Consider the following 12,338-nt stretch of genomic DNA (forward strand, 5'->3'; position numbering starts at 1 on the left):
GGGCGTCTCAAAGGGGCTTGCGATGATCAGATGCGTTTGGCTTGGGCCACGGCGTTGCCGATGTAGTTGGCCGGGGTGAGCAGTTTCAGCTCGGCCTTGGCAGCGGCGGGCATGTCCAGGCCGTCGATGAAAGTTTGCAGTGCTTCAGGGCTGATGCCTTTGCCGCGCGTCAACTCTTTGAGCTTCTCATACGGGTTTTCGATGTTGTAGCGGCGCATCACGGTCTGGATCGGTTCGGCCAGAACTTCCCAGCATGCATCCAGGTCAGCGGCGATTTTCTGCTCGTTGAGTTCCAGCTTGCTGATGCCTTTGAGGCTGGCTTCGTAGGCGATCACGCTGTGGGCAAAGCCCACGCCGAGGTTGCGCAGTACGGTGGAGTCGGTCAGGTCGCGCTGCCAGCGGGAGATCGGCAACTTGCTGGCCAGGTGCTGGAACAGGGCGTTGGCGATGCCGAGGTTGCCTTCGGAGTTTTCGAAGTCGATCGGGTTGACCTTGTGCGGCATGGTCGACGAACCGATTTCGCCGGCAATGGTGCGCTGTTTGAAGTAGCCCAGGGAGATGTAGCCCCAGACGTCACGGTCGAAGTCGATCAGGATGGTGTTGAAGCGCGCAATCGCGTCGAACAGTTCGGCGATGTAGTCGTGCGGTTCGATCTGCGTGGTGTACGGGTTGAAGCCCAGGCCCAGTTCGTCTTCGATGAAGGCGCGGGCGTTGGCTTCCCAGTCGATCTCCGGGTAGGCCGACAGGTGGGCGTTGTAGTTGCCCACGGCGCCGTTGATCTTGCCCAGCAGCGGGACGGCCGCCACTTGAGCGATCTGGCGCTCCAGGCGATACACCACGTTGGCCAGTTCTTTGCCCAGGGTGGTCGGCGAGGCCGGTTGACCGTGGGTGCGCGACAGCATCGGCACAGCGGCGAAGCGGATCGCCAGTTCGCGGATGGCTTCGGCGGTCTGGCGCATCAGCGGCAGCATCACCTCATCACGGCCTTCGCGCAGCATCAGGGCGTGGGACAGGTTGTTGATGTCCTCGCTGGTGCAGGCGAAGTGGATGAATTCGCTGACGTTGGCCAGTTCCGGCAGCTTGGCCGCTTGCTCTTTGAGCAGGTATTCGATGGCTTTGACGTCGTGGTTGGTGGTGCGCTCGATCTCTTTGACACGCTCGGCGTGCTCCAGAGAGAAGTTTTCCGCCAGGGTGTTCAATACCGCGTTGGCTTCGGCGGAGAACGCCGGCACTTCACTGATGGCGGGGTGAGCGGCCAGGCGCTGGAGCCAGCGCACTTCAACCAGTACGCGGGCACGGATCAGGCCGTATTCACTGAAAATCGGGCGCAGGGCCTGGGTCTTGCCGGCGTAGCGGCCGTCAACAGGGGAAACCGCAGTGAGCGAAGAGAGCTGCATGGGGTGTTCTCGGACAGTCGGGCAACGAAATGGGGCGCGTATCATACATGAAAAAATCCGCCGGTCCGTTGCCAACTGACCGGCGTATTACGCGTAACGGCTTGAAAATAGCCCGTGGCTGCGACTTATTCGTTGCGCATCAACGGGTAAAGCTCTTTGAGCAATTTGCGACGGCTGATGACCAACTGCCAACGATGACCGCCCAGCTGGCGCCACAACCGCGCCGAGCGGATACCGGCCAGAAGCAGGGCGCGGATCTTCGAGGCGTTGTTCGGTTGTTGCAGGTTGCGCATGTCGCCATGCACCTGGATGCGCTGGCGCAATGTGCTCAAGGTGTCCTGGTACAGCGCGCCGCAGGCGGCGATGACGTTTTCGTGGGCCGGGCCGAAGTGTTCAACCTGGGACTGGATCTGCGGCAGGCGCTTGCCGATGGTCTCCAGCAGGTCGTCACGCTTGGCCAGTTGGCGCTCGAGGCCGAGCATCGACAGGGCGTAGCGCAGCGGTTCGCGCTGCAAGGTGCTCGGGTCGCGTTCCAGTGCGCCGACCAGTGCGCGGTAGCCTTCACGCAGCGCCAGGTCGTCACCGCCATAGACTTCCAGGGTGTCCTTGGGGTCGCGAACCAGCAGGCTGCCGAGCATGCAGGTCAGGCCGGCCTCGGTAACCTGGCCGGTTTTGGCGATCTTGTCCACCAGCACTGCGGCGAGGAAGACCCCGCCGAGTGCCGTCAGTTGCTCCTGGATCGGGCTCATGCCGGGTTGCTCCAGGGTTCGGCGACTTCAATCACGCCGCCCCCCAGGCACACCTCGCCATCGTAGAACACCACGGACTGGCCAGGCGTGACCGCGCGCTGCGGGTCATCGAAGGTGGCGCGGTAACCGTCGGCGGTTTTTTCCAGGGTGCAGGGCTGGTCGCTCTGGCGATAGCGCACCTTGGCGGTCAGGCGGCGCGGCGCGCTCAGGTCCACCGGGTTGACCCAGTAGATATCCGAAGCGAGCAGTGCGCGGGAGAACAGCCATGGGTGGTCATTGCCCTGGCCCACGATCAGTTCGTTGTGCTCCAGGTCCTTGACCAGCACGTACCATGGCTCGTCGCCGGCGTCTTTCAAGCCGCCGATGCCCAGGCCCTGGCGCTGGCCGATGGTGTGGTACATCAGGCCGTGATGGCGGCCGATGACCTCGCCTTCGGTGGTTTTGATCTCGCCCGGTTGCGCTGGCAGGTATTGCTTGAGGAAGTCGCTGAAGCGGCGCTCGCCGATAAAGCAGATCCCGGTGGAATCCTTCTTCTTGGCGGTGGCCAGGTCGTGCTGCTCGGCGATCCGGCGCACTTCGGGCTTTTCCAGTTCGCCGACCGGGAACAGGGTCTTGGCGATCTGTTCGCCGCCAACGGCGTGCAGGAAGTAGCTCTGGTCCTTGTTGGGGTCCAGGCCCTTGAGCAGTTCGGTGCGCCCGTCGATGTCACGACGGCGCACGTAGTGGCCGGTGGCAATCAGGTCGGCGCCGAGCATCATGGCGTAGTCGAGGAACGCCTTGAACTTGATCTCGCGGTTGCACAGGATGTCCGGGTTCGGCGTGCGGCCGGCCTTGTATTCGGCCAGGAAGTGCTCGAACACGTTGTCCCAGTACTCGGCGGCGAAGTTGGCGGTGTGCAGCTTGATGCCGATCTTGTCGCACACGGCCTGGGCATCCGCCAGGTCGTCCATGGCGGTGCAATATTCCGTTCCATCGTCTTCTTCCCAGTTCTTCATGAACAGGCCTTCCACCTCATAACCCTGCTCCATGAGCAGAACGGCGGAAACGGAAGAATCCACGCCGCCGGACATGCCGACGATGACGCGCTTCTTTTGTGTGTCAGAAGGGGCTGGATCACGCATAGGGTTTCAACGGGTGTCTTGAAAAAGGACGCGATTCTAACAGGCCCAAGCCTTCAAGGCTAAAGAGAAGGTCGGATCAATTCGAGACTGTGGCGAAAGCCGGCCAGATAATCATCGATACACCGGATGATCAGCTCACTGCGCCAGGCGTCGCGCAGGCCCATCAGCTCGTCACGGCTCAGCCAGCGGGCGCGCACGATGCCGTCGTCAAGTTGATAGTCCGGGCGGTGTTTCAGCGCCTTGGCGGTGAAGCAGACCCGCTGGTAGGTCACGCCGTTGCTCGGCGCGGTGTACAGGTAGATGCCGACGATGCCGGTGGCTTCGACGTCCCAGCCGGTTTCTTCGAGGGTTTCACGCACGGCGGCTTCGGTCAGGGTTTCGTGCGGGTCGAGGTGGCCGGCGGGCTGGTTGAGCACGGCGCGGCCGCCCTTGAGTTCTTCGACCATCAGGAAGCGGCCGTTGTCTTCGACGATGGTGGCGACGGTGATGTGGGGTTGCCAGGTCATGAATGGCTCTCGAATGCAGGTGGGGGCTAAATCATCCTGCATGATACGCCGGACATGCCCGGGCTGCTCAGAACGTAGCGGTGGCCTGGGCTTGCGGGGAGAACTTCAATATCACTTCGTTATTCGGCCCAGCCTGCCATTTCTGTACATCCTGCGGGTTCTTTTCGTTGCGAATAATGCACTTCCATTCCACCTTTTCATCGAGCTGGACGCCCGAAAAACGCACCTGGCCGGTCCATGTCGGGTAGTTGGATGGGCTGAGTAAAACGGCGTTGGCGGGGTCCCATTTTCCGACTTCTGGGTGCGAGCCAACCACATAGACGCTATATCCTTGCGTTGTGACGCCGTTCTGGCAGGTAAAGCTCGCGTTGAGGAAGTATGTCATCTGGACGTTTTGGCCAGCGTTTGCCAGGGGCAGCAGCGCAAGCAAGAAAGCGCCCAGTGGCAATAGATGGTAGGTGCGCAACATTTGATGGTCTCCCGGTCTCGGCTCAGTCGTCACGGGATAAGGATGGTCTTCAGGGGGCTGGGGGGCACCTGTTAGAACTTACAGTTCATTAGAGTCTTTCGCGATTGTTCTGCCTTCGTGAGGGCCTGAAAAGTTGTCTTCGGCGATGGTGTGGGGTTGCCAGGTCATTGGATGCCTCTCGATTCTGAGTGCGGTGCGGTCTTCAGGCAGGATTGCAGTCGGTGTGGGAGGGGGCTTGCTCCCGATGGCGGTGGGGCAGTCGACTTGTTGGTAGCTGACTCACTGTCATCGGGGGCAAGCTCCCTCCCACATTTGAATCCGGTTTATTCGCTGGAAACACAAACCCCGGCACTGGGCCGGGGTTTGTTTGCATCCTTACAACCTTACTTCAGCTTGGCAATTGCCGCGTTGAGGGTGTTGCTCGGGCGCATGACTTTGCTGGTCAGCTCCGGGTTCGGCGCGTAGTAGCCGCCGATGTCCACTGGCTTGCCCTGTACGGCGTTGAGCTCGGCAACGATGGTTGCCTCGTTCGCGGCGAGGGTCTTGGCCAGTTCGCCGAATTGCGCTTGCAGCGCGGTGTCTTCGGTCTGTGCGGCCAGGGCTTGGGCCCAGTACAGCGCCAGGTAGAAGTGGCTGCCGCGGTTGTCGATGTTGCCGACTTTGCGCGATGGCGACTTGTTGTTGTCGAGGAACTGGCCGGTGGCCTGGTCCAGGGTCTTGGACAGCACCAGGGCTTTCGGGTTGTTGTAAGTCACGCCCAAATGCTCAAGCGATGCGGCCAGGGCCAGGAACTCGCCCAGGGAATCCCAACGCAGGAAGTTTTCTTCCAGCAGTTGCTGCACATGCTTGGGTGCCGAACCGCCAGCGCCGGTTTCGAACAGACCGCCACCGTTCATCAGCGGCACGATCGACAGCATCTTGGCGCTGGTGCCCAGTTCCATGATCGGGAACAGGTCGGTCAGGTAGTCGCGCAGTACGTTACCGGTCACCGAGATGGTGTCCAGGCCCTTGCGGGTGCGCTCCAGGGTGAACTTCATCGCGTCGACCGGCGACATGATGCGGATGTCCAGGCCGTCGGTGTTGTGGTCTTTCAGGTAGGTCTGGACTTTCTCGATCACCGCACCGTCGTGGGCGCGCTGTGGGTCCAGCCAGAAGATGGCCGGGGTGTTGCTGGCGCGGGCGCGGTTGACGGCGAGTTTGACCCAGTCCTGGATCGGCGCGTCTTTGGCCTGGCACATGCGGAAGATGTCGCCGGCTTCGACGGCCTGTTCCATCAGCAGGTTGCCCTTGCTGTCGGTAACGCGGACGACACCGTCAGCCTTGACCTGGAAGGTCTTGTCGTGAGAGCCGTACTCTTCGGCTTTCTGTGCCATCAGGCCAACGTTCGGCACGCTGCCCATGGTGGTCGGATCGAACGCGCCATTGGCCTTGCAGTCTTCGATGACGGCTTGGTAGATGGTGGCGTAGCAGCGATCCGGGATCACGGCCTTGGTGTCGTGCAGCTGGCCGTCGGTGCCCCACATTTTGCCGGAGTCACGGATCATGGCCGGCATCGAGGCGTCGACGATCACGTCGCTCGGCACGTGCAGGTTGGTGATGCCTTTGTCGGAGTTGACCATCGCCAGGGAAGGGCGAGCGGCGTAGACCGCCTGGATATCGGCTTCGATCTGCGCTTGCTGCTCGGCCGGCAGGGCCTTGATGCGAGCGTACAGGTCGCCGATGCCGTTGTTCAGGTTGAAGCCGATCTGCTCCAGCACGGCGGCGTGCTTGGTCAGGGCGTCTTTATAGAACTCGGCAACGATCTGGCCGAACATGATCGGGTCGGAGACCTTCATCATGGTGGCTTTCAGGTGAACCGACAGCAGTACGCCTTGTTTCTTGGCGTCTTCGATTTCAGCGGCGATGAAGCTGCGCAGGGCGTTCTTGCTCAGCACGGAGCTGTCGATGATTTCGCCAGCTTGTACGGAAGTCTTTTCCTTCAGTACGGTCGCGGTGCCGTCTTTAGCGATCAGTTCGATTTTGACCGCGTCGGCTGCCTCGATCTGTACGGCTTTTTCGCTGCCGTAGAAGTCGCCGTGGCTCATGTAAGCGACGTGGGACTTGGAGTCGGCAGCCCAGGCGCCCATCTTGTGCGGGTGCTTGCGTGCGTAGTTCTTGACCGACAGCGGTGCGCGGCGGTCGGAGTTGCCTTCGCGCAGTACCGGGTTCACGGCGCTGCCCTTGATCTTGTCGTAACGTGCACGGGTTTCTTTTTCCGCGTCGGTGGTTACGGTTTCCGGGTAGTCCGGCAGGGCGTAGCCCTTGGCTTGCAGTTCTTTGATCGCCGCCTGCAGTTGAGGCGTCGAGGCGCTGATGTTAGGCAGCTTGATGATGTTGGCTTCAGGCGTAACGGCCAGGGCGCCCAGTTCGGCGAGGTGGTCCGGGACGGCTTTGGTGCCCAGTTGCTCGGGGAAGCTTGCGAGGATGCGCCCGGCGAGGGAGATGTCGCGGGTTTCCACGGCAATATCAGCGGAAGCGGTGAAGGCCTCTACGATAGGCAGCAGTGAATAGGTGGCGAGGGCTGGTGCTTCGTCGGTGAAGGTGTAGATGATCTTCGAGCGGGTGGGCATATTCGGATTAACTCTCTTCTTTGCTGAAAGCGTGCGCAGAAACTCGAGATGCGCCGGGTAGAGCGCGTTCGTTCAAAGTCATCCATGAGCGAAAGGTCGAGGTTTCTTCGCGGTGATGTTGGGTTGCATCAGTCGAGCGTCAAGCGGGTGGACTATTGTTTAGTCCGGCTTTTCTGGCGCTGGGCGCTGCTTTCTATTGAAGAAGCAGGCGGTCGGCCGTCGTGACTCTTTGGTCAGCGGCGGCATTATACATAGGTCGCTATGCTTACGCCGAGCCTTCATACAAAAGGTGGGTCGTCCATTGGTCTAAAGGTCGCAGGGACCAAGTTGCGCCTAAAGTCGCATGATGTGCTCAAGATTGGCGCTTTTCCCTTTGATTTCAAGCTTGTAGGCGACTAAATATGCTGTTTTCGATGCAAATGAGCGTGGCGTGAGGTTTAAGTCGTCATTTATCTGGAGTAGGCTCGAACGCAGCCAGATGTTCAATCCATAGATGGAGTTCAGCATGGGATACAAGAAGATTCAGGTTCCGGCAGTCGGCGACAAAATCACCGTCAATGCAGACCATTCTCTCAATGTTCCTGACCAACCGATCATCCCTTATATCGAAGGTGACGGTATCGGTGTCGACATCAGCCCAGTGATGATCAAGGTGGTCGACGCCGCTGTTGAAAAAGCTTACGGCGGCAAGCGCAAGATTTCGTGGATGGAAGTTTACGCCGGTGAGAAGGCGACCCAAGTCTATGACCAGGACACCTGGCTGCCCCAGGAAACCCTGGACGCGGTGCGCGATTACGTAGTCTCCATCAAAGGCCCGCTGACCACGCCGGTCGGTGGTGGCATCCGTTCGTTGAACGTAGCCCTGCGCCAACAACTCGACCTGTATGTGTGCCTGCGCCCGGTGCGCTGGTTCGAAGGCGTGCCGAGCCCGGTCAAAAAGCCAGGCGACGTGGACATGACCATCTTCCGCGAAAACTCCGAAGATATTTACGCCGGGATCGAGTGGAAAGCCGGTTCGCCGGAAGCGATCAAAGTGATCAAGTTCCTCAAGGAGGAAATGGGCGTCACCAAGATCCGCTTCGACCAGGATTGCGGTATCGGCATCAAGCCGGTGTCCAAAGAGGGCACCAAGCGCCTGGCGCGCAAGGCCCTGCAATATGTCGTGGATAACGACCGCGAGTCGCTGACCATCGTACACAAAGGCAACATCATGAAGTTCACCGAAGGTGCCTTCAAGGAATGGGCCTACGAAGTGGCGGCTGAAGAATTCGGCGCAACCCTGCTCGATGGCGGGCCGTGGATGCAGTTCAAGAACCCGAAGACCGGCAAGAATGTCGTGGTCAAGGATGCGATTGCCGATGCCATGCTGCAGCAGATCCTGCTGCGTCCGGCTGAATATGATGTGATCGCGACCCTCAACCTCAACGGTGACTACCTGTCTGACGCCCTGGCGGCGGAAGTCGGTGGTATCGGCATTGCGCCGGGCGCCAACTTGTCCGACACCGTGGCAATGTTTGAAGCCACCCACGGTACCGCGCCGAAATATGCCGGTAAGGACCAGGTCAACCCGGGTTCGCTGATTCTGTCGGCGGAAATGATGCTGCGCCACATGGGCTGGACCGAAGCGGCGGATCTGATCATCAAGGGCACCAATGGCGCTATCTCGGCCAAGACCGTGACCTATGACTTCGAGCGCCTGATGGAGGGCGCGAAGTTGGTGTCGTCGTCGGGCTTTGGCGATGCGCTGATCTCGCACATGTAAACACGCAGGCATAAAAAACGGCTACTCCAATGGGTTGGGTGGCCGTTTTTTATTTGCATGCTTCTCGCTTGGCAGTGAATCAGGCCGTTAGCTTCTTTTCTTTTTGAGCGGCGGATACAACGGGTTTTGCAGATGTAGTGATCGTGCTTGCACAGATGTTCACGGCGTGCAGCCCTTTCGGTCCTTGAATGATCTCAAAGCTCACAGCTTGGCCCGCTTTCAGCGTTTTGTAGCCATCCATATGGATCGCTGAATAATGCGCAAAAAGGTCCTCGGTCTTACCTTCTTCATTAATGAAGCCGTAACCCTTGGCATTGTTGAACCATTTGACCTTGCCACTGATCTTGACGCCAGACATACCCATATCCCTCTGCACCAGACTCCATCACTGGAGTATCATCCAGTTTATCCGTCCTAACCCGAATAAATAAGGTTGACTGCGCGGACCTTTTTTACCCACTGTGGGTTCTATTGGTTGTAACACCGATTTGCCGATAGTCAAGGTGACCGAACGGTCAGAGTTGAAATTCTGACAGGTCGCCCCCACCACTGTATTTGAACCACTGACGAACCTTTCTTTCCATGCATGCAATCAGCCAGATTCGACTAACATTCAATCAGGATCGACCGGATCACGAGCACGATGACGACGGTTCTGCAGGCATTGCTGTTCAGGAGGCCAAGCCTGCTCTACAGGCGCCGCCGATGTACAAGGTGGTTTTGTTCAACGATGACTACACACCGATGGATTTCGTGGTCGAAGTACTCGAGGTGTTTTTTAACCTGAACCGCGAGTTGGCGACCAAGGTAATGCTGGCCGTTCACACAGAAGGACGGGCAGTATGTGGAGTGTTTACCCGCGACATCGCCGAGACAAAGGCCATGCAGGTCAACCAGTACGCCAGGGAAAGCCAGCATCCGCTACTCTGTGAAATCGAGAAGGACGGTTAACGCCGACCACTTGGGTATGAGGTGAAGCTATGTTAAACCGCGAGCTCGAAGTCACCCTCAATCTTGCCTTCAAAGAGGCCCGTTCGAAGCGTCATGAATTCATGACCGTCGAGCACCTGCTGCTGGCACTTTTGGATAACGAAGCTGCCGCCACCGTTTTGCGTGCGTGCGGCGCCAACCTCGACAAACTCAAGCATGACCTGCAGGAGTTCATCGACTCCACGACGCCACTGATCCCCGTGCATGACGAGGACCGTGAAACCCAGCCGACCCTGGGCTTTCAGCGGGTATTGCAGCGTGCTGTTTTCCACGTACAGAGCTCCGGTAAGCGTGAAGTCACGGGCGCCAATGTGCTTGTCGCCATCTTCAGCGAACAGGAAAGCCAGGCAGTGTTCCTGCTCAAGCAGCAGAGCGTTGCCCGTATCGATGTCGTCAACTACATCGCCCACGGTATCTCCAAAGTGCCTGGGCACGGCGATCATTCCGAGGGTGAGCAGGAAATGCAGGACGACGAGGGCGGTGAGTCTTCTTCTTCGGGCAACCCATTGGATGCCTATGCCAGTAATCTCAATGAGCTGGCGCGCCAGGGGCGGATCGATCCGCTGGTGGGGCGCGAGGCTGAAGTTGAGCGCGTGGCGCAGATCCTCGCGCGTCGTCGCAAGAACAACCCGTTGCTGGTGGGTGAGGCGGGCGTGGGTAAAACCGCGATTGCCGAAGGCCTGGCCAAGCGTATCGTCGACAACCAGGTGCCGGACTTGCTGGCCAGCAGCGTCGTCTACTCCCTTGACCTCGGCGCGTTGCTCGCCGGGACCAAGTACCGCGGCGATTTCGAGAAGCGCTTCAAGGCGCTGCTCGGCGAGCTGAAAAAACGCCCGCAGGCGATCCTGTTCATCGATGAAATCCACACGATCATTGGGGCCGGTGCGGCCTCCGGTGGTGTGATGGATGCTTCCAACCTGCTCAAGCCGTTGTTGTCGTCGGGTGATATCCGCTGCATCGGCTCGACCACGTTCCAGGAATTCCGCGGGATCTTCGAGAAAGACCGTGCCCTGGCGCGTCGCTTCCAGAAAGTCGACGTGTCCGAGCCTTCGGTTGAAGACACCATCGGCATCCTGCGTGGGCTCAAGGGGCGTTTCGAAGCGCACCATGGCATCGAGTACACCGATGAAGCGTTGCGGGCCGCTGCCGAGCTGGCGTCGCGCTACATCAACGATCGGCACATGCCGGACAAGGCCATCGACGTGATCGACGAGGCCGGTGCCTATCAGCGTCTGCAGCCGGTCGAGAAGCGTGTGAAGCGCATCGACGTGGCTCAGGTCGAGGATATCGTGGCCAAGATCGCGCGGATTCCGCCAAAACACGTCACCACCTCCGACAAAGAGCTGCTGCGTAACCTGGAGCGCGACCTCAAGCTCACCGTGTTTGGCCAGGATGCGGCCATCGACTCGCTGTCCACTGCGATCAAGTTGTCGCGGGCGGGCCTCAAGTCGCCGGACAAGCCCGTCGGTTCGTTCCTGTTCGCCGGCCCGACCGGCGTCGGCAAGACCGAAGCGGCCCGGCAGTTGGCCAAGGCCATGGGCATTGAGTTGGTGCGGTTCGACATGTCCGAATACATGGAGCGTCACACCGTGTCGCGCCTGATCGGTGCGCCTCCGGGCTATGTCGGTTTTGATCAGGGCGGCCTGTTGACCGAGGCGATCACCAAGCAGCCGCATTGCGTATTGCTGCTCGATGAAATCGAGAAGGCTCACCCGGAAGTCTTCAACCTGCTGCTGCAGGTCATGGATCACGGCACCCTGACCGACAACAACGGGCGCAAGGCGGATTTTCGCAACGTGATCGTGATCATGACCACCAACGCCGGTGCTGAAACCGCGGCGCGGGCGTCGATCGGCTTTACGCATCAGGATCACTCTTCCGATGCGATGGAAGTGATCAAGAAGAGCTTCACGCCGGAGTTCCGCAACCGTCTGGACACCATTATCCAGTTTGGTCGCCTCAGCCATGAGGTCATCAAAAACGTGGTGGACAAGTTCCTCACCGAGCTTCAAGCGCAGTTGGAAGACAAGCGCGTGCAGTTGGAAGTGACGGACGCGGCGCGCAATTGGCTGGCCGAAGGTGGTTACGACGCGGCAATGGGCGCTCGCCCGATGGCGCGTCTGATCCAGGACAAGATCAAGCGGCCATTGGCCGAAGAGATCCTGTTCGGCGAGCTCTCCGACCATGGTGGCGTGGTGCATATCGACCTGAAGGACGGCGAGCTGACCTTCGAGTTCGAAACCACGGCCGAAATGGCCTGATCGTTCTGCAGCTACGCAAAAGGCGCCGAAAGGCGCCTTTTTGCTGTCTTGAAATGCAATTGCCAGAACAATGGCGATCCAATGTGGGAGGGAACAAGCCCCCTCCCACATTGGGTTTCGGGTGTCAGGTAAATGCTATACACACAAAAACGCCCGGCATAACCGGGCGTCTTGTATTGACTTGATTAGCGGGCGCGGTAAGTGATGCGCCCTTTGCTCAAGTCATAGGGCGTCAGCTCGACGCGCACTTTGTCACCGGTAAGAATACGAATGTAGTTCTTGCGCATCTTGCCGGAGATATGCGCGGTTACGACGTGCCCATTTTCCAACTCCACACGAAACATGGTGTTGGGCAGGGTGTCGACGACAGTGCCTTCCATTTCGAAGCTGTCTTCTTTCGACATGCAGTAAAGCCCTCGGTATCCAGTGAATGGCCCGGTGCAACTGCGCCAGGCAAAAGCGGCGTGCATTGTG

At 59.3% G+C, this 12,338-nt stretch carries 11 protein-coding genes; 3 read left to right on the forward strand and 8 right to left on the reverse strand.

The genetic code is table 11. The features are described 5' to 3' along the window. Positions 1-26 precede the first annotated feature (26 nt). The 6 genes from purB to ACVWZP_RS01860 all read right to left on the reverse strand — a co-directional run bounded on the left by purB (position 27) and on the right by ACVWZP_RS01860 (position 6,851). Positions 27-1,397, reverse strand: coding sequence for an adenylosuccinate lyase (purB, locus tag ACVWZP_RS01835; protein ID WP_046382910.1), 1,371 nt, complete (start codon positions 1,395-1,397; stop codon positions 27-29). A gap of 125 nt (positions 1,398-1,522) precedes the next feature. Next, the gene (gene hflD, locus ACVWZP_RS01840; protein WP_017848052.1) at positions 1,523-2,146 is read right to left on the reverse strand and encodes a high frequency lysogenization protein HflD; all 624 of its coding nucleotides are present in this window, start codon (positions 2,144-2,146) and stop codon (positions 1,523-1,525) included. Then, positions 2,143-3,267 carry a tRNA 2-thiouridine(34) synthase MnmA gene (gene mnmA, locus ACVWZP_RS01845; RefSeq protein WP_079444191.1) on the reverse strand — a complete coding sequence of 375 codons (1,125 nt, stop codon included), beginning with the start codon at positions 3,265-3,267 and terminating at the stop codon, positions 2,143-2,145. Before mnmA ends, hflD begins: the two co-directional genes overlap by 4 nt. A 59-nt stretch (positions 3,268-3,326) precedes the next feature. Then, positions 3,327-3,773 (reverse strand): NUDIX hydrolase, encoded by a 447-nt coding sequence (locus ACVWZP_RS01850; RefSeq protein WP_017848050.1) that lies wholly within the window; start codon positions 3,771-3,773, stop codon positions 3,327-3,329. 67 nt (positions 3,774-3,840) lie between these two features. Continuing rightward, positions 3,841-4,242, reverse strand: coding sequence for a carbohydrate-binding module family 20 domain-containing protein (locus tag ACVWZP_RS01855; protein ID WP_046382913.1), 402 nt, complete (start codon positions 4,240-4,242; stop codon positions 3,841-3,843). A gap of 383 nt (positions 4,243-4,625) precedes the next feature. Then, positions 4,626-6,851, reverse strand: coding sequence for an NADP-dependent isocitrate dehydrogenase (locus ACVWZP_RS01860; RefSeq protein ID WP_017848049.1), 2,226 nt, complete (start codon positions 6,849-6,851; stop codon positions 4,626-4,628). Between the two features lie 505 nt (positions 6,852-7,356). Here ACVWZP_RS01860 and icd point away from each other — a divergent pair. Continuing rightward, positions 7,357-8,613, forward strand: a complete 1,257-nt coding sequence (icd, locus tag ACVWZP_RS01865) for an NADP-dependent isocitrate dehydrogenase (RefSeq protein WP_026140163.1) — start codon at positions 7,357-7,359, stop codon at positions 8,611-8,613. A gap of 79 nt (positions 8,614-8,692) precedes the next feature. Here the strand turns inward: icd and cspD are convergent, their stop codons facing one another. Continuing rightward, positions 8,693-8,971 carry a cold shock domain-containing protein CspD gene (gene cspD / locus ACVWZP_RS01870; RefSeq protein WP_057004490.1) on the reverse strand — a complete coding sequence of 93 codons (279 nt, stop codon included), beginning with the start codon at positions 8,969-8,971 and terminating at the stop codon, positions 8,693-8,695. A 224-nt stretch (positions 8,972-9,195) separates the two neighbouring features. On the opposite strand from cspD, the gene clpS reads away from it, so the two are divergent. Together clpS and clpA are read left to right on the forward strand one after the other, a co-directional pair. Continuing rightward, positions 9,196-9,564: an ATP-dependent Clp protease adapter ClpS gene (gene clpS / locus ACVWZP_RS01875; protein WP_010567912.1), complete on the forward strand. Its 369-nt coding sequence runs from the start codon at positions 9,196-9,198 to the stop codon at positions 9,562-9,564. A 29-nt stretch (positions 9,565-9,593) separates the two neighbouring features. Continuing rightward, positions 9,594-11,864, forward strand: coding sequence for an ATP-dependent Clp protease ATP-binding subunit ClpA (gene clpA / locus ACVWZP_RS01880; RefSeq protein WP_017848046.1), 2,271 nt, complete (start codon positions 9,594-9,596; stop codon positions 11,862-11,864). 185 nt (positions 11,865-12,049) lie between these two features. On the opposite strand, the gene infA is transcribed toward clpA, so the two are convergent. Beyond that, the gene (infA, locus tag ACVWZP_RS01885) at positions 12,050-12,268 is read right to left on the reverse strand and encodes a translation initiation factor IF-1 (RefSeq protein WP_002553999.1); all 219 of its coding nucleotides are present in this window, start codon (positions 12,266-12,268) and stop codon (positions 12,050-12,052) included. Positions 12,269-12,338 lie beyond the last annotated feature (70 nt).

Source organism: Pseudomonas sp. TE36184, from assembly GCF_054060055.1.

Excerpts from the sequence above, each read along its gene's own strand:
- clpA (WP_017848046.1), top strand. The coding sequence starts at position 9,594 with ATGTTAAACCGCGAGCTCGAAGTCACCCTCAATCTTGCCTTCAAAGAG.
- purB (WP_046382910.1), bottom strand. The coding sequence starts at position 1,397 with ATGCAGCTCTCTTCGCTCACTGCGGTTTCCCCTGTTGACGGCCGCTAC.
- ACVWZP_RS01850 (WP_017848050.1), bottom strand. The coding sequence starts at position 3,773 with ATGACCTGGCAACCCCACATCACCGTCGCCACCATCGTCGAAGACAAC.
- icd (WP_026140163.1), top strand. The coding sequence starts at position 7,357 with ATGGGATACAAGAAGATTCAGGTTCCGGCAGTCGGCGACAAAATCACC.
- infA (WP_002553999.1), bottom strand. The coding sequence starts at position 12,268 with ATGTCGAAAGAAGACAGCTTCGAAATGGAAGGCACTGTCGTCGACACC.
- ACVWZP_RS01860 (WP_017848049.1), bottom strand. The coding sequence starts at position 6,851 with ATGCCCACCCGCTCGAAGATCATCTACACCTTCACCGACGAAGCACCA.
- ACVWZP_RS01855 (WP_046382913.1), bottom strand. The coding sequence starts at position 4,242 with ATGTTGCGCACCTACCATCTATTGCCACTGGGCGCTTTCTTGCTTGCG.
- clpS (WP_010567912.1), top strand. The coding sequence starts at position 9,196 with ATGCATGCAATCAGCCAGATTCGACTAACATTCAATCAGGATCGACCG.
- hflD (WP_017848052.1), bottom strand. The coding sequence starts at position 2,146 with ATGAGCCCGATCCAGGAGCAACTGACGGCACTCGGCGGGGTCTTCCTC.
- mnmA (WP_079444191.1), bottom strand. The coding sequence starts at position 3,267 with ATGCGTGATCCAGCCCCTTCTGACACACAAAAGAAGCGCGTCATCGTC.
- cspD (WP_057004490.1), bottom strand. The coding sequence starts at position 8,971 with ATGTCTGGCGTCAAGATCAGTGGCAAGGTCAAATGGTTCAACAATGCC.